9 protein-coding genes are annotated in these 18,756 nt (G+C 46.6%); 3 read left to right on the plus strand and 6 right to left on the minus strand.

Features of this window, described 5'->3' with window-relative positions; translation table 11 throughout:
- Positions 1-362 precede the first annotated feature (362 nt).
- Positions 363-2,627 (plus strand): glycoside hydrolase family 3 C-terminal domain-containing protein, encoded by a 2,265-nt coding sequence (locus ONT19_RS10200; RefSeq protein WP_264952527.1) that lies wholly within the window; start codon positions 363-365, stop codon positions 2,625-2,627.
- Positions 2,628-2,901: 274 nt separating this feature from the next.
- On the opposite strand, the gene ONT19_RS10205 is transcribed toward ONT19_RS10200, so the two are convergent.
- Positions 2,902-4,590 carry a DUF6377 domain-containing protein gene (locus tag ONT19_RS10205; protein ID WP_264952526.1) on the minus strand — a complete coding sequence of 563 codons (1,689 nt, stop codon included), beginning with the start codon at positions 4,588-4,590 and terminating at the stop codon, positions 2,902-2,904.
- A gap of 254 nt (positions 4,591-4,844) precedes the next feature.
- Between ONT19_RS10205 and bglX the strand changes: the two genes are divergently transcribed.
- A complete protein-coding gene (bglX, locus tag ONT19_RS10210) occupies positions 4,845-7,214 on the plus strand; it encodes a beta-glucosidase BglX (RefSeq protein ID WP_117727499.1) in 2,370 nt (789 codons plus the stop codon).
- Between the two features lie 125 nt (positions 7,215-7,339).
- Here the strand turns inward: bglX and ONT19_RS10215 are convergent, their stop codons facing one another.
- The 5 genes from ONT19_RS10215 to ONT19_RS10235 all read right to left on the minus strand — a co-directional run bounded on the left by ONT19_RS10215 (position 7,340) and on the right by ONT19_RS10235 (position 15,691).
- Complete coding sequence (locus tag ONT19_RS10215; protein WP_264952525.1) at positions 7,340-8,215, minus strand: DUF4923 family protein; 876 nt, start codon at positions 8,213-8,215, stop codon at positions 7,340-7,342.
- Positions 8,216-8,936: 721 nt separating this feature from the next.
- The gene (locus tag ONT19_RS10220) at positions 8,937-11,759 is read right to left on the minus strand and encodes a M16 family metallopeptidase (RefSeq protein ID WP_264952524.1); all 2,823 of its coding nucleotides are present in this window, start codon (positions 11,757-11,759) and stop codon (positions 8,937-8,939) included.
- A 227-nt stretch (positions 11,760-11,986) separates the two neighbouring features.
- The gene (locus tag ONT19_RS10225) at positions 11,987-13,369 is read right to left on the minus strand and encodes an MATE family efflux transporter (RefSeq protein WP_264952523.1); all 1,383 of its coding nucleotides are present in this window, start codon (positions 13,367-13,369) and stop codon (positions 11,987-11,989) included.
- Positions 13,370-13,462: 93 nt separating this feature from the next.
- Entirely contained in the window at positions 13,463-14,110 is a 648-nt protein-coding gene (locus ONT19_RS10230) for an FKBP-type peptidyl-prolyl cis-trans isomerase (RefSeq protein WP_264952522.1), read from the minus strand.
- An 18-nt stretch (positions 14,111-14,128) separates the two neighbouring features.
- Positions 14,129-15,691, minus strand: coding sequence for a glycine--tRNA ligase (locus tag ONT19_RS10235; RefSeq protein ID WP_117693376.1), 1,563 nt, complete (start codon positions 15,689-15,691; stop codon positions 14,129-14,131).
- Positions 15,692-15,796: 105 nt separating this feature from the next.
- Here ONT19_RS10235 and ONT19_RS10240 point away from each other — a divergent pair, with 105 nt between their 5' ends.
- On the plus strand, positions 15,797-18,658 hold the full coding sequence (locus tag ONT19_RS10240; RefSeq protein ID WP_264952521.1) for a DNA gyrase/topoisomerase IV subunit A: 2,862 nt from the start codon (positions 15,797-15,799) through the stop codon (positions 18,656-18,658).
- Positions 18,659-18,756: the final 98 nt, after the last annotated feature.

The raw sequence follows: 18,756 nt of genomic DNA on the forward strand, positions 1-18,756 counted from the left end.
ACCGTTAGTTTTCAGATACTTATCTATTTTTAATAACTATACGAAAGTGGATGGGATAAAATGGAGAAAATGAGGCTAGAACACCCCTGAAACGTTATATCAGTATATTTCAGTGTTCACACTCTGCCACTTTTCAATAACGTACATTATCCATTATACTTCTCATTATCAACAACTTACAAAAGTTTCATTTTTACATCCATCCACTTTTCACTTATCACACATCATTTTTTCATTATTTATTTAGTAATTTTGCAGATGAATGAGCATATACGCCTAAACGCACAAAAAAACGTGAGAGGCGGTGTGCATAACAAACAACTGCAAGAAATAAACAAACCATAATAAATATTCATTAACTTATGAAACAGTTCATTTTATCATGTGTCGTGTCTGTGGCAGCCATCGCTCCGTCTCAGGCACAGCAGACTACCAGACAATTGCCTGTCTATCTCAACCAGACCAAGCCGGTAGAGCAGCGCATCGATGATGCCATCTCCCGCATGACGCTGGCAGAGAAGATACGCATCATCCATGCTCAGAGCAAGTTTTCATCAGCCGGTGTACCACGCTTGGGATTTCCTGACTTCTGGACGGATGACGGACCTCACGGTGTGCGTCCTGACGTATTGTGGGATGAATGGGAACAGGCTGGTCAGACCAACGACTCCTGTGTAGCTTTTCCTGCTCTCACCTGTCTTGCCGCATCATGGAATCCGCAGATGAGCCGCATCTATGGCGAAGCATTGGGCGAAGAAGCCCTGTATCGCGGCAAGGACATGATCCTGGGTCCTGGCGTCAATATCTATCGCACGCCTCTCAACGGTCGCAACTTCGAGTATATGGGCGAAGATCCGTTCCTGGCAAGTATCATGGTAGTGCCGTATATACAGGGATTGCAGTCTAAGGGCGTATCAGCCTGCGTAAAGCACTATTGCCTGAACAACGATGAGGAATACCGCCATCAGGTGAACGTAATCGTCAGCGACCGTGCTCTCCACGAAATCTATCTCCCTGCTTTCAAGGCGGCTGTTGAGAAGGGTAAGACATGGGGTATCATGGGAGCCTACAACCTATATAAGAATGAGCACAACTGCCACAACCAGTGGACTCTGAACAAGATTCTGAAGGGCGACTGGAAGTATGATGGTGTCGTGGTAAGCGACTGGGGCGGTGCCCACGACCTGGAGCAGTCTGTAAAGAACGGGCTGGATATGGAGTTCGGCACCTGGACAGACGGTCTTACGATGGGCGCTACCAATGCCTACGACAACTATTATCTCTCCATGCCTTACATGAAGGCCATACAGGAAGGCAAGTTCACCCAGAAGGAGCTGGACGATAAGGTGCGCCGCGTATTGCGCCTCTTCTATCGCACCACGATGAATCCGAACCGCCCTCATGGTTTCCTCTGTTCCGAGAGCCATTATGCAGCTGCCAGACAGATTGCAGAAGAAGGCATCGTATTGCTCCAGAACAGGAACAATGTGCTCCCTATCAACACCCAGAAGGCTAAGCGCGTACTGGTAGTGGGCGAGAATGCCATCAAGATGATGACCGTAGGCGGAGGCTCTTCTTCGCTCAAGGTACAGCGCGAGATTTCGCCTCTCGATGGTCTGAAGACGCGCTTGGGAAAGGACGGCATCGAGGTAGATTATGCCCGCGGATATGTGGGCGATGTAACGGGCAACTACAATGGCGTTACAACCGGCCAGAACCTGGAAGACAAGCGCAGCGAGGCTGAACTGATAGCCGAAGCCGTAGAGAAAGCCAAGACTGCCGACTATGTCATCATGTTTGGCGGTCTGAACAAGAGCGATTTCCAGGACTGTGAGGGTCATGACCGCAAGCATTATGAGCTGCCATACCATCAGGATAAGCTGATCGAGGCTTTGGCTAAGGCAAACAGAAACTTCGTTTATGTCAACATCTCGGGCAATGCGGTAGCTATGCCTTGGAAGGCTAAGGTTGCCGGCATCGTACAGGGCTGGTTCATCGGTTCGGAGAGCGGCGAAGCCCTTGCAAGCATCCTTACAGGCGTTGCAAACCCTAGCGGCAAGTTGCCGTTTACATGGGTCAACTCGCTGAAGGAAACAGGTGCTCATGCACTCAATACCTATCCGGGAACCTGGCGTCAGGAAGGTGGAGCCAGCACGAAGGGCAACATCATTGATGAGGAATATAAGGAAGGCATCTATGTAGGTTACCGCTGGACCGATAAGGAGCGCATCAAGCCTACCTTTGCATTCGGTCACGGCTTGAGCTACACCCAGTTTGCCATCTCTAATCTCCGCAGCGACAAGATGCAGATGAAGCAGGACGGCACAATCACCTTTACCGTAAACGTAAAGAATACAGGTAAGCGTGCCGGAGCCGAGACGGTTCAGCTCTACATCCACGATGTCAAGTCATCAGTAGACCGCCCTCAGAAGGAGCTGAAGGGATTCCAGAAGGTTTATCTCCAGCCAGGTGAGAGCAAGGATATCAGCATCACCATCAGCAAAGAGGCCCTCAGTTTCTACGATGAGGCATCTTCATCCTGGAAGGCTGAAGCCGGAAAGTTTGAGGCTCTTGTTGGTAATGCAGCCGATAACCTGAAGCTCAAGAAAGCCTTCGAGCTTTTTTAAAAAGAATGATTCGATTCTGAGAAATTGAACGGAGGGAGGAAATAAATATAACGCATAAAAGTTTGTTACGGTGAAACGCCGTAACAAACTTTTATTGTATTCCCCTGCTTTTCATCCATTGACAAGCTCGCGTAGGAACGGGGATTTCAAAAAAAATGCCAACATCCTGATTATCAGAAGATTAACCCACTTGACGCCCTAAAACAGGGCGCATGGGTATCTGCAGCATTTACTCCTGAATTTTCGCAAGTTTGCGCCATACGCCCAGAAAGGCTTATTTCATGCCAATCTGCTTCACACGCTGCTCGAACTCTTCTCTGTCACAGATGGCACTATTCTTGATTTTGGCGCGATAATTATAGATAGTGTTCACAGAATAGTGAAGGAACTCGGCAATCTTAGAACTGTCCTCGATGCCCAGACGGATAAGGGCAAAGATACAGAGGGTGGTAGAAAGACGGCTGTCATCTTCGAGCACGATACGCTCTTCAGGCTTCAAGAGGGCATTGAACTCCTCAACAAAGTCAGGGAAGAGCTTCAGGAAGGCGGAATCGAAATACTCATACAGCTCGCCCATGTAGGCCTCGCCAGCCTGCATCTGCTCCAGCAACTTGTTGAGTTCTCTAGCCTTCACCAGTTTCACTACTCGCTTGCGCATGGTCTCTATCTTGTCGACATAGATGGCACAAAGGCGCAGGAATCGACCAATATATACCTCCTTCATCTTGTTACTCTCGTTGAGAGAATGGTTCATCTCGTTAAGACGCTCATTTGCCAACTGCAAGGCATGGTTGGTTTCCTTCAGCTTATGATGGGCCGCAGCAATGCGCTTGCGCTGCTTGTTGACATAGTAGAGCAAGAGCATAACCACAAAGAGAAGCAAGGCTGAACACGCTACCATGAGCCGCAGATGCTGGTTGCTCGAAGAAAGTTCTTTCTGATAGCCCTCCTCAATCTGCGTGAGCACAGGCATGATCTGGCGGCTGCGGCTAGGCGTATTGAAAATGGTAGCCGACTGCCAGGCAAACTTGATATACTCATGAGAGCGCTTCTGCTCGCCCGGGTCGGCGTTGAGAAGATTGGCAACTTCCCAGAGAGACCCCTGGTCCATCACAGCCAACTGGACATCGCAGATAGCAGAACGCAAGAGGCAGCGGAGGAACTGTTCTTTATCACCAAACTGATTGTAGGTCAAGCCGCGATAAAACTGTACAATGGCATACTGATGGGTGCCCGGTTTCGTCATCGCCAGCCGCTTATCGCTCAATCGCAAAGCCTCTTTCATATTGCCCGCATCGCGTGCCCTCACCTCCTGCATCTGCAGATAAAGGTCATCATCATGGCTGAATGTGCTGTCTATTGCAGCCTGATAGGCATTACGCTTGCCGGTATAATATTTCTTCAAAGAGGGTACGTTGGAATAATATGCCATCTCGCCATACAGATGCTGGCAAGCCCAGAGGTAGTTGCGTTTGCCCTCAGCATCAAGATCAGCGATATTGACAGACTTCAGCAGGTCGTATGATTCGGCATAATCGCCCGTGGTCGATTCCTGGAAAGCAAGCAGCGCCTTGGCATTTTCCACCTTCTTTTTATCGCCCATTCTGATAGCAAGTTCCATACACTGATTGATGTATTTCAGCGCCATGTCGTTCTTGTAGGAGCGGTATTCCTCAAAGAGCGCAAAGCAGGCATCATACTTACTGCTTAGGCGCCTGGCGGTCTTCAGTTTCTGCTCCCAATCGCAAATTCGGGCTTCACGTACCTTCACATAATCAGCCGAATGGGCAATGGCATTGTCCAGACTCTGAAAAAGTTGCTCTATATTATCTGTTGTTTTTGCTGCAAGAGAAAGAGGCATCAAGACAAAGAGCAGGAAGAAGAATGCCTTTCCCCATAATTCATTTACGCGATACATCAACTTGATTCCGTTTAAGATTGATTCATTTTCATGAGGTTTCATGTGCAAAAGTAATAAAAAAATCGGAAACGACAAAATCTGATATAGAAGAAATGTAGATTTCTTCGCATTTTTGTCTATACTGCATCCACTTTTTATATATCCTCCATTTTTCTTATCCATCTCATTATCAGATACATCTCTTTCAAAAAAAGAAAATTTCATCCACAATTTAACATTTCTATCGCGCATCGTATCATCTTTTTTATTATCTTTGCAGAAGATAAACATAAAAATAACAATTAACATAATAAACAATGAGAACAGCACTTTTATCACTCACGTTTCTTTTGGCTGGTTCTATGGCAGCACCTGCTTTCGCCCATACCGCGGCCCCTAAGAAAAAAGTAACTGCCACAACCAAGAAAGGCAAGATTCTACCCATGAAGGAGTATATCGACCAACTGATGGCGAAGATGACGCTACAGGAAAAGATTGGTCAGCTGAACCTGATGGTAGCTGGCGACATCACCACCGGCGGCGCACTTGATACTCAGGTAGGCAGCGATATCGCCCAGGGCAACATGGGCGGAGTTTTCAACATCAAAGGGCTCGACAAGATCAAGGCTCTGCAGGAAATCGCCATCAAGAACAGCCGTCTGGGCATCCCGCTGCTCGTAGGTATGGACGTAATTCATGGTTACGAGACGATGTTCCCTATCCCTCTCGCCCTCTCCTGCTCATGGGATACCGAAGCGATGAAGAAGGTAGGCGAAGTATCGGCCAAGGAAGCCAGTGCCGACGGTATCAACTGGACATTCTCTCCTATGGTAGACATCGCACTCGATGCCCGCTGGGGACGAATAAGCGAAGGAAATGGCGAGGATCCTTATCTGAGCGGCGTGATGGGAGCAGCGATGACTCAGGGCTACCAGGGCGTGGATATGCGCACAGAAGAGATTCTGAGAGCCAACCGCATCATGGCCTGTCTGAAGCATTTTGCCCTGTACGGAGGCGTTGAGAGCGGAAAGGAATATAACACGGTAGATATGAGCCGCATGCGCATGATGAACCAGTATCTGCCACCTTACGAGGCAGTGGTGAAGGCTGGCGTAGGCAGCGTGATGTCTTCATTCAATCTCATCGACTACATACCTGCTACAGCCAACAAATGGATGATGACCGATGTCTTGAGAAAGCAATGGGGATTCAACGGTTTCGTGGTTACCGATTACGCTTCTATCGCCGAGATTCTGCAGCACGGAACGGCAAAAGACATCAAGGAGGCATCAGAACAGGCGCTGAAGGCGGGTACCGATATGGACATGTGCTCCAACGCCTTCGTAAAGCATCTGGCTAAGAGCATAGCAGAAGGAAAGGTGAGCGAGGAGGATGTGAATATCGCCTGCCGCCGCATCCTGGAAGCGAAATATAAACTGGGGCTGTTCAGCGACCCTTACCGCTACTGCAACACCAAGCGCAGCAAGAGCGAGATTTATACCGCAGAGAACCGTCAGGCAGCCCGCGATGTAGCAGCAGAGACCTTCGTGCTTCTGAAGAACGAAGGCAATATCCTGCCACTGAAGAAGGAAGGAAAGATAGCCCTGATAGGTCCGCTTGCCGACACCCGAAACAACATAGCCGGTACATGGAGCGTGGCTCAGGTACCATCTAAATATACCACCATCAAGGAGGCAATGGAGCATGCCCTTGCCGGAAAAGCCACCTTATTATATGCCCAGGGAAGCAATATCTGGCGCAATAAGGAGCTGCAGCAAAACGGCGAATCCGGCAACCCAATCAACTGGGGCAACGAGGCTGAGATGAAGGCTGAAGCGCTGAAGATAGCTAAAGAGGCAGATGTAATAGTATGTGCTATGGGCGAAAGTGCCGAGATGAGTGGCGAATGCGGTAGCCGTACCAACCTGGAGATGCCGGACGTACAGCGCGAACTGCTTGCCGAACTCCTGAAGACGGGCAAGCCTGTAGTGCTCCTCAACTTTGCAGGCCGTCCTATGGTTCTTACTTGGGAGAAAGCCCATGTACCAGCCATCATGAATGTATGGTTTGGAGGTTCAGAGATGGGCGATGCACTCTGCGATGTCATCTTTGGCGACAAATCGCCATCGGGTAAGCTCACTACTTCGATGCCTAAGACCACCGGTCAGGAGCCTCTCTACTACAACCATCAGAACACCGGTCGCCCTGTAGCAGACGATAATGAGAAGTTTGCCAAGTTTGCCAGCAACTGCCTGGATGTAAGCAATGGTCCGCTCTATCCTTTCGGTTACGGCTTGAGCTATACCAACTTTTCGTACAGCGACTTCCGCCTGAGCAGCCAGGAGGCCGGCATCAGCAATGAGGAGGCTACCGAATGGCAGGATGGCAAGAAGATTACAGCTAGCGTCACCGTTAAGAACAATGGCTCCCGCGATGCCGACGAGATTGTGCAGCTCTACATACGTGACATGGTAGCCAGCATCTCCCGCCCTGTAAAGGAACTGAAAGGTTTCCAGCGCATCCATCTGGCAGCAGGTGAGAGCAAGGAGGTAAGTTTTGATATCACCCCAGATATGCTCAAGTTCTACAATGCAGATCTGAAGCACGTGATAGAACCTGGCGACTTCCAGATTATGATAGGAACCAACAGCAAGGATGTAAAGACATTGAAACTGAACGTGAAATAAACAAGAAAAATCGCCCTGTAAAGAGCAAAGCATAGCTTGAAAGATGCTTTACTTCTTACAGGGCGATTCCTATTGACTGAGCCCACTTCAACAGAAGGCTCAGTTATGGATTCTATCCTTCAGGATTACTTAGTCATCTCGAAACCTACACGCATACCATCGTAATTATTGGCGATAGTACCGATAGCGCTGAGGGTAGAACTACCCTTGAGGGCACTCATGGTCTTGATGAGGTTGAGCAACTTCTTCTGGTCGAAGAGCAGGCTGATGCCGTTGGTAGTCTTCGTAGCATAGCCCGACATACTCAAGAGCAAGCCCTTCATCTGAATGGCATGAGTCTTCTCATCAAAAGTATAATTGCCCTGCCATGACTTGCCATCTATCTTGGCTGCGAAAGTGCCATCCGTATTGAAGGTAAAATAGGTATTTGAGCCGCTGAAACCAAACTTGCTGTAATACTCACCCAACTTCTCCTCTACCTTGTTGGCAGCAATCTCACCGCCAGCCTGTGCCAGGAGATTCTCTGAAGTAAAGGCGCATCCTGGCTTGCTGTACTTCCAGGTATGGGCACAGAGATCCTTCTTGCTGAAGGTACCTGAACCGATTACATTATTCAGAATACCATTGATAATGCTGCTACCTGCAGAGCTGCTGCTGTTAGAGCTTCCGCCCATCACAGCACCCAAGATACCAGCTATGGCAGAGCCTGCATTGCTGGTTGTACTGGTAGAAGCGGCGGCATTGCTGGTTGCTGTTGCAGCAGTTGTTGCAGTTGTTGTTGTCGCTGCTGTAGTGTTAGATGCTGCAGAAGTTGTTTTCTTTGTAGAAGTCTTCTTGGTCGTAGTCTTCTTAGAAGTCTTCTTTGTTGTCTTCTTAGTCGTTTTCTTAACCGGCATCATCTCAGACATTGAGGCATTGAGCGCTGCCTCGTTCATAGCGCTTGCGTTGCTGCCAGCTGTGCATGCGAGCACGAGGGCAGCCAAAAGAAATACCTTTTTCATTACTTTCTATATATTTATTTTTATCACTCTTATTTATAAATACCCAATACTTCCTATTGTCCTTTCGGGTGCAAAGTTCGCAAAAAAATCGGAAATATGATAAGAAAAATCCCTATTTCGCGTATGAATCTCCCTAAAAACTCATCATTTCTACTCTTTTTACGTTATTATAGACGATTGCGATGACAATTCGTTTAAAAGATAATGAAAAAACGTTCAGGAAATACCAATTATCATTCTAGGGGGAGGGAACTGTCCAAACGATTGCACATTTTTTTGACATAAATCAAAAAATAACGAATAAAATACGCATTTTCATGCATTTTATACCTAGAAATAGGTAGAAAACCCCTATCTTTGCAAGCGGTTAACAAATATCAATAGGTTATGAATGATTTAATTAAGGTAAATTCAGAAAATCAGAATCAGGCTATCGATAGATGCCAACAGATTCTTCAGGATCGCCGTGAGGCTCTTGCTTCTAAGGCAAAGAGAAGAGGTTAATACTCTTCATAAACATGAAGTAAAGGAGGAAAAGATGGTGCTCTTATACATATATAATAAGGACGCATCCTTTCTTTTTAAAGAGAGATTTTTCGAAACGACTCTTAAATGATGAGTTTCAAAAATTTTGGGAAAAGAAAAAAACGTAAAAATCCCGTTGTCAGCCATCTGGCTTGTACAACGGGATTTTTTCGTTTTATTATATCAAGTCCGGAATTTACTTCTCGTTCTTCACTGCCTTCATGATGATTTCAAAGTGATTACCACTCTTCAAGATGACATTCTTCAGGAAGTCTGAAATCTCAGATGCCTTCAGATTCTTCACCATCTCCTTGTAATCGCTATGAGTATCAACACCCATACGCTCGTATGTGCTCAATGCACCAAGCCAATAACCGTTAGACTTCTCGCTTACAGCAGCCTGCTTCAGGAGAATCTCCTTCACCTTCTGAAGGTCTTCTGCATCTGGCTGGGCGATGGTCTCATCCATACCCTTGAAGAAGTAAGGAATAGCGATATCCGACTTCTCTGGGTTCAGCTGAGCTACGGCTGTAATAGAGATGGCAGCCTTGTTATCATAATCGCGAAGCAAACCATAGTTTGCACCTGCATGATAAGCAGCGCTGAGTTCCTCACGGATAGTACGCAAATACTTCATCTCCAAAAGGCGGGCTGAAACATCAGCAAGAACCATATACTGCAAGGTGAATGGAGCCTTGGTATACCAAATTTCTGTTGCCTGGTTCTGTGGGTTCTCCATTGCCTTGGTAAAGATATTGCTTACCTTACCCGTAGCATAAGGAATCTGCTTGTTCTTCAGCTTGAAGCCATTGTTTGGCAGACTGGCAATATACTGCTCGATGAGTGGGAGGAGAGTCTTCTCATCATAGTTACCTACGAAATAGAAGGTGAAGTCCTTGGCATTGCCGTAGAACTGCTTACCAATCTCCAGGATACGGTCGTAGTTGATATCCTTTATATCGCTTGCCTCTGGCACACGGGCAAGTTTGCTACCCAAATAGAGGGTGCTCTGTACAGAATCCTGATATACGAGGCCTGGGTTGTTGCTCTTGTTGGCAAGAACAGTAGCCATCATACTCTTCATATTGTCGAAGCTCTTCTGATCCTTGCTTACTGCGGTCATCTTGAGATAGATGAGCTGCATCAGGGTTTCGATGTCCTTAGGAGTAGAATTACCCTTCAAACCATGATTGAAAGGACTCAAGCTGAACGAAACGCCAGCCTGCTTACCAGCCAAAGCCTTATCAAGCTCATTGCTTGAGAAATCGCCAAGACCACTGGCATCGAGCACATCTGCTGCAAATGTAGCATTCAGGAAGTCTTCCTTGCCGAAAGTAGAATAGCCTACATTGGCTGAAGCTGCGAAAGCAATCTCATTGTCCTTGAAATCAGTCTTCTTCAATACCACCTTAGCGCCATTAGAAAGAGTCAACTCCTTGAAGCCCAACTTCTTGTTCTCGACAGTCTTCTTAATCTTACCAGCCTTAGGAGCCTGAGCGATGAGAGGTTCCTGCTTAACATTATCCACATAAGCCTCGAGCTTCTCAGCACGTACCTGCTTTACGATGGCAGAGAGTTCCTGCTCGGTAGGATAAACGGCCTCAGGCTGCTCGCGCATCATAACCAATGATACAAGGTTAGTATCGCTCTGGCAAACCAACTGCTTGGCATAGCTGTTGATAACCTCAAGAGGCAAGTTTGGAACTACCATCTTCCAGATCTGGCTCTCCTCTTCTACTGATGGAATAGGCTCGTTAGAAGTGAAGTTATCCACATACTGGGTGGTAAACTGCTCGTTCTTCATCTTATCCTTGTTGGCAAGCGCCTTGTCAACCTGGCTCATGAATTCATCCTTGGCACGCTGATACTCAGTAGCTGTGAAACCGAACTCATGCATACGCTGTGCCTCGCGGAGAACAGCAGCATAAGCCTCCTTAATCTTTCCTGGCTTAGCAACACCGGTAAGGGTGAAAGCATCCTTAGTGCTTGAAATCAGGTATGAACCATCACCGGCATTTGCCTGGAGATATGGACAGTCTGGCTCCAATGACTTCTCTGCATAACGCGCAGCAATCATAGAAGAAATCACGTTATCCATGTATCCCTTCAGGAGATAGCTCATGTTGCTCTTCAGAGAATCAGGCACAGCATTGTGCTTCATATAAATCTGGAAGAGATCAACCTGCTGCTCCTTATCTTTGTCGATAACATAGATGGCTGAATCATTATCAGATACTTGTACCTTCTCTATCTTAGCGGCATTCTTAGGTACCTTGATACCTGAGAAGAGTTCCTTAATCTTAGCTTCGATATGATTTACATCTACATCACCCACGATGATAATAGCCTGATTGTCTGGGCGATACCATTTGCGGTAGTAAGCACGGAGAGTTTCTGGCTTACAGCCATCGATAACGCTCATCAAACCGATAGGGAAACGGTAGCCATACTTTTCGCCCTGATAGAGCTTAGGAAGTGAACGCTCTATCATGCGCTGCTGACCTACGATACGCATACGGTATTCATTGTGTACCACATCACGCTCGCTCTCGATAGCATCTTCAGTAAGACTGATACCATTACTCCAGTCCTTGAGGATAAGCATACATGAGTCTACCGCTGTTGTACGGGTAGTAGGAACATCTGTGAAGTAATAAACTGTCTTCTCTACTGCTGTATAGGCGTTGAGATTACGGCCATACTGCACACCGATGCTCTGCAGATAGTCCTGCAAAGAGTTACCCTTGAAATGGTCGGTACCATTGAAGGCAAGGTGCTCCAAGAGGTGAGCCAAACCGCGCTGGTCATCATTCTCATTGATAGAACCCACTTTCTGTGCGATGTAGAAACTGGCTACATGCTCAGGATAACTGTTGTGACGAATGTAGTAAGTCAATCCATTATCAAGACGACCTATCTTCACATTCTTGTCTACCGGAATAGCTGGCATCTGCTGTGCCATCGCTGTACCTGCAGAAAGGAACAGCACAACTGCTGCAAAAATCTTTCTTAGTTTCATCTGATTTTAATTATTTATATATTTATTGTTTTCTATATACCTTATTATATATATATCATGCTATTTAATAAGTTCACATAATATATAACGACATATCCAGTAACATGATTACCTTCTGCGATGCAAAATTAAGAAAAATAAAAAAGATTTGCAAACATTTTAGAGAATATCTTCCCGATGTATGCAAATCTTAACCTAAAACTAACATTGGAGGCAGAAAACCATTCCTAACCTACATGAAAACTCTTCATCCATGAACCTCTGAAGAGGCGGATAAGGAAGAGGATTCCCCTGAATGTGAGTTCGGTAGCCATCGCTATCCATACTCCCTCCAAGCCATAGCTCTTGGAAAGAGCATAGGCCAGGGTAAGGCGCACCAGCCACATGGTACCGAGATTGATCATCGCCGGTTTTCTGGTATCGCCCGCTCCTACACAAACACAGTAGGTCACGATGCTGGCTGCAAAGAATGGTTCAGCAAAAGCCTCGATACGCAAACAGATGGTTCCCATCTCACGGATACTTTCTACCGGAGAAAGAACGCCAATCATCTCAGGAGCAAAGACATACATCACCACTCCCATCACAGCCATCACTGCCATTCCAAGTCCTACTGTCATATAAGCAAAATTCTTGCACAAACCTACTCGCCCTGCTCCATGCGTCTGTCCCACCAGAGTAGTAGCCGCATCACCAATACCATAACCCGGCATATAGCAAAGACTCTCAGCAGTAATAGCAAAAGAATGGGAAGCAATGGCTATATTGCCAAGAGGTGCCACAATCATGGTACTCACTATCTGCGCCCCGCTCATCAATATGTTCTGTATGGCTATCGGAATGCTGATTTTACAGGCATTATGAACATACGACCTGACCCAACGGAAACGGACATGGTCCTGACGGAGATTCAGTATCTTATTTTTGAAACCTGCAATATAAAGATTAGGCAGAGAGATGCAGACATAAGCCATCGCCGTTCCTAAGGCAGCCCCCACAACACCCAATTTCAGGATATAGATAAACAGATAATTGAACACCACATCGCAGATGCAGATCAATACTGCCATCACACTAGGCGTATGCATATTGCCCGCCGATTTCAGCATCATCTCGGATATATGATAAAGGAAAACGAATGGAAGTACCAGACCATATATCAGAAAATAGCGAGAGGAATTGGTGGCAATATCAGCACCTCCACCCAGCCAATAAGGCAGATAAGAATGAATGCCGACACAGAGAAGAGAAACAAAAATGCTGAACGCCACACCGCAAATCAGCGCATGGCGAAACACCTGACGGGCATTTACAAAATCATTAGCTCCGATAAAATGAGCTACCTGTACTGAAAATCCAGTAGCCGCTGCACTGAGCAAACTACCAATAAGCCAGGTAGTTGACTCTATCAATCCGATACTGGCAGAAGCCTCTGCTCCCAGATGGCCCACCATAGAAGCATCGATGAAGAACATCATCACCGTAGAAATCTGAGCCAGCATAGAAGGTATACTCAACCCTACAATAAGATTGAGTTTCTCGCGCCGATCCATCTCCCTACCCAGGCGAATCGACTCCATCAAATAATCTGTCTTCTTGCTATAAAGCATAAATTAATTTCTCGTATATCGCTCATACAAAAAAATATGTGCATATATCATTTCAAACATATGCACATACTTTTCTCTAAATCTTTATTCTTATTATTTAGTAATCCACTTCTTGCCAGAAGCTCTCTTATAACTCTTGAGCACCATCTCAAAACGGAGCATTGAATAGCCTTGGATTGAAGAATTACCGCTCGCTCCATAAGCCAGCTGGTATGGAATGAACACCTGCCAATGATCGCCCGGATGCATCTTGAGCAATGCGGTGGTAAAGCCATCGATAAATCCACCGGCTACACTACGGGTAGGATTAGCTGTAGCTGCGTCAAAAGTACCCGTAAAACTCTGGTCGAAGACGTAACCTTCCTTATAATTATCAGTAGGAATGAAACGACCACGATAGCTCACCTGTACCGAATCGGTAAGGATTGGAGAAGTTGTACCCTCTCCCTTCTTCAGAACATGAACGATGATATTATCGCAATCCTTATAAGTAAGGGTCGCTAAATTACCATTCTGATCTTTGTTCGGAGTCTGGTTTTCGAACGTCCAGTTCTTATAAACGTACCAGCCGTTAGCTTCACCCATCTTTCTGGCATAAGCCAATGTATCGGCAAAAGCCTGCTCGTTACGCTCCTGCCAGTTGGCATATTCCGAGACATTATCATCATCTTCGCTGCATGATGACAGCGTGATCACTGCCATCATGAGGAAGAAGAAATATTTCAAACTCTTAAGATTCATCTAAATGTATTTGATTAATTAGAAGTTCTTGATTTCCTTGCCAAGCTTCTTCAATACGCTAGTGATGCTTACGCGCTCCTCGATGATGCTGCGAAGATCTGAGATAGCTACGCGCTCCTGCTCCATGGTATCACGATAACGCAGAGTTACCTTATGATCGTTTGGAGTCTCGTGGTCTACAGTGATACAGAATGGAGTACCGATAGCATCCTGACGGCGATAACGCTTACCGATAGAATCCTTAGGATCGCCATAGTGAGTATTGAAGTGGAACTTCAGTTCGTCAACGATTTCGTGAGCCAACTCTGGCAAACCATACTTCTTATCCAATGGGAACACAGCACACTTAACAGGTGCCAAAGCCTCTGGCAAACGCAAAACAACACGTGTCTCGCCATTCTCAAGCTTCTCCTCGCAGTAAGAGTGGCACATTACGCTGAGGAACATACGGTCTACACCGATAGATGTCTCTACATCGTAAGGTACATAGCTCTCGTTCTTCTCTGGATCGAAGTACTTGATAGAACGGCCGCTGTACTTCTCGTGCTGAGAAAGGTCGAAATTGGTACGGCTGTGGATACCCTCTACCTCCTTGAAACCGAATGGCATCTTGAACTCGATGTCGGTAGCAGCGTTGGCATAGTGAGCCAGCTTCTCGTGGTCGTGGTAACGGTAGTTCTCATTACCCATACCGAGAGCCTCGTGCCAAGCCAGACGAACCTTCTTCCAATATTCAAACCACTTCATCTCAGTACCAGGCTGGCAGAAGAACTGCATCTCCATCTGCTCGAACTCACGCATACGGAATACGAACTGACGGGCAACCACCTCGTTGCGGAATGCCTTACCAATCTGGCAGATACCGAATGGCAACTTCATACGGCCGGTCTTCTGAACGCTCAGATAATCTACGAAGATACCCTGAGCTGTCTCAGGACGCAGATATACCTTGCTTGTAGCATCGCTTGCCGCACCCATCTGGGTAGAGAACATCAGGTTGAACTGACGAACGTCTGTCCAGTTCTTGGTACCGCTGATAGGGCAAACGATACCCTCGTCCTCGATAATCTGCTTCAGCATCTCGAGGTTAGGACCCTGCATAGCCTCAGTATAGCGGGCATGGAGGTCATCAAACTTCTTCTGGTTCTCCAGAACGCGAGGGTTGGTAGCGCGGAACTGAGCCTCATCGAAGCTATCGCCGAAGCGCTTCTGAGCCTTGGCAATCTCCTTGGCAATCTTCTCCTCATACTTAGCCATGTGATCCTCGATAAGCACATCGGCACGATAACGCTTCTTTGAATCGCGGTTATCAATCAATGGGTCATTGAAAGCATCTACGTGTCCAGATGCCTTCCATACTGTAGGGTGCATGAAGATAGCTGCATCGAGACCAACAATGTTCTCGTGCAACAACACCATACTCTGCCACCAGTACTGCTTAATATTGTTTTTGAGCTCAACACCATTCTGACCATAGTCATAAACGGCAGCCAAGCCATCATAAATTTCACTACTTGGGAACACGAAGCCATATTCCTTGCAATGGCTTACAATTTTCTTAAAAACATCTTCCTGTGCCATGATTAAATCTTATTTTTTTCAAATTTTCGGCAAAGATACTCTTTTTTCTCGAAAAATTGTTGTATTTTTGCCATAAATTAATAAAATAAGTATTAAAAGCTATATATGAGCGACGAAATTAAAGATAAAAACGGTCTTGAAGAGGAAAAATCGCCAAATTTGGAAAATTCTTCTGCAGAATCTGAACAGGATGCTGCGGAAGATGCCAACGAGGAGATTTCGACCGAAGAACATTCCGATTATAAGCCGGTGAACCGATTCGATGCTTCTGCTGTACATCACCTCAGCGGAATGTATCAGAACTGGTTCCTCGACTATGCATCGTATGTGATCCTCGAACGTGCCGTTCCTCATATTGAGGATGGTTTGAAACCGGTACAGCGACGCATCCTCCACTCTATGAAGCGCATGGACGACGGAAGATACAACAAGGTTGCCAATATCGTGGGACATACCATGCAGTTTCACCCTCACGGTGATGCGTCTATCGGAGATGCTTTGGTACAGATGGGACAGAAAGACCTGCTCATCGATACGCAGGGTAACTGGGGAAACATTCTTACGGGCGACCGTGCTGCAGCTCCCCGATATATCGAGGCACGCCTCTCTAAGTTTGCTCTCGACGTGGTTTTCAATCCTAAAACCACCGACTGGCAACTCTCTTATGATGGCAGAAACAAGGAGCCTATCACGCTCCCTGCCAAATTCCCTTTGCTCCTGGCACAAGGTGCCGAGGGTATTGCCGTGGGATTGAGCAGTAAGGTTTTGCCACATAATTTCAATGAAATTTGCGATGCTGCCGTCCACTATCTCAAGGGCGAGCCATTCCAGCTCTATCCCGACTTCCCTACAGGCGGTGCCATTGATGTAAGCAAATACAATGATGGACAGCGAGGGGGTGCATTGAAGGTAAGAGCCAAGATAGACAAGCTCGACAACAAGACACTCGTTATCAGCGAGATACCATTCAGCAAGACTACAGGCAGCCTCATCGATTCTATCACCAAAGCGGTAGAAAAGGGTAAGATTAAGGCACGCAAGGTAGATGATGTTACTTCGGCAAATGTTGAGATTCTTGTGCATCTGGCACCAGGTACCTCATCAGATAAAACGATGGATGCACTCTACGCTTTCAGCGATTGCGAAATCAATATCTCGCCCAACTGCTGCGTCATCGAAGACAACAAGCCTGTTTTCCTCACCATCAGCGATGTGTTGCGCCACAGCGTAGACCGCACTATGGGATTGCTGCGCAAGGAACTGATGATCAGAAAGGGAGAATTGGAGGAACAGCTCTTCTTCTCTTCTCTCGAACGGATTTTCATTGAGGAACGCATCTACAAGGAGCGAAAGTTTGAGCAGAGTAAGAGTCAGGATGAGGTTGTTGCCTTCATCGATTCTAAACTCGAACCATTCAAGGACAAACTCTTTACTGCCGAAGTAGACGGTAAGGGTATGGTAGAATATGCCTTCCATCGGGAAATTACCCGCGAGGACATTCTCAAACTCCTGGAAATCAAGATGCAGCGAATCCTTAAATATAATAAGGATAAGGCAGACGAACTACTGATGAAGATTAAGGCTGAACTTGCTGAGATTGAGAACGACCTGGCTCACATGACCGATGTTACCATCAACTGGTTTGAATATCTCAAGGGTAAGTATGGAAAGAACCATCCTCGCAAAACAGAAATCAGAAACTTCGATACCATTGAGGTGACTAAGGTGGTAGAGGCTAACCAGAAACTCTATATCAACCGTCAGGAAGGTTTCGTTGGTACAGGTTTGAAGAAGGATGAATTCGTATGCAACTGCTCCGACCTCGATGACATCATCATCTTCTATAAGGATGGCAAATTTAAAGTCACCAAGGTAGCAGACAAGATATTCGTCGGTAAGAATATCCTCCATGTTCAGGTATTCAAGAAGAACGACAAGCGCACCATCTACAACTGTGTTTACCGCGACGGCAAACAAGGCGATTACTTCATCAAGCGATTCAACGTAACCGCCATGACCCGCGACAAGTTGTATGACATCACCCAGGGCACACCTGGCAGCCGCGTCATCTACTTCACCGCCAATCCGAATGGAGAGGCAGAAATCATCAAGTGTACGATGGAGCCCGACCTGACGAAGAAGCGCCAGAGCATCTTCCTGGAGAAGGATTTCTCAGACATTCTGATCAAGGGACGTGCTGCCAAAGGTAATCTCCTTACCAAGCGCACCATTCGCCGCATCGGTCTGAAGAGTCACGGCCACAGTACGTTAGGAGGCAGAAAGGTTTGGTTCGACCCAGACGTAAACCGCATCAACTACGATGAGAACGGCCGCTTCCTGGGCGAATTCAATGATGATGAATCTATCTTGGTAGTACTCGACAACGGTGAATTCTACATCACCAATTTCGATGTCAACAACCACTACGAGGACAACATCATCCGCTTAGAGAAATGGGATGAGCATAAGATATGGACGGCTATCCTTTACGATGCCGACAATCAGGGATATCCATACATCAAGCGATTCACGATGGATGCCACCAAGCGCCATCAGAATTTCATGGGCGAGAACCCTAACTGCAAGCTCATCTTGCTTACCGATACGGTTTATCCACGCATCAAGGTTACTTATGGCGGTGTGGATGCCATCCGTCCTGCCGAAGAAATCGATGCCGAACAGTTCATTGCGCAGAAGAGTTTCAAGGCAAAGGGTAAGCGCCTCACGACATGGAAGATTGAAAGTATTGAGGAACTGGAACCAACCCGATTCCCAGAACCTCCTTCTGAGGATAATGATGAGGAACCGGATGGTTCTGACTCAGAGAATGAAGGTAAAAACCTTGATCCAGATGCTGGCAAAAGCGAGCAACAGGTGATTGACGAACTGACCGGTCAGACCAACCTCTTCTCTGAAAAAGATTTCGAAGAAGACCAGAAGGATAAAGACTGGTTATCGAAGCAATAAAAAAGCGCTAAGAAAGCGAAAAAGAAAGCGCAAAAGAAAGCGCAAGGAAAGCGCAAGGAAAGCGCAAAAGAAAGCGCAAGGAAAGCGCAAAAGAAAGC

The sequence above is a fragment of the Segatella copri genome, assembly GCF_026015625.1.
GTDB classification, from domain to species: domain Bacteria; phylum Bacteroidota; class Bacteroidia; order Bacteroidales; family Bacteroidaceae; genus Prevotella; species Prevotella copri_H.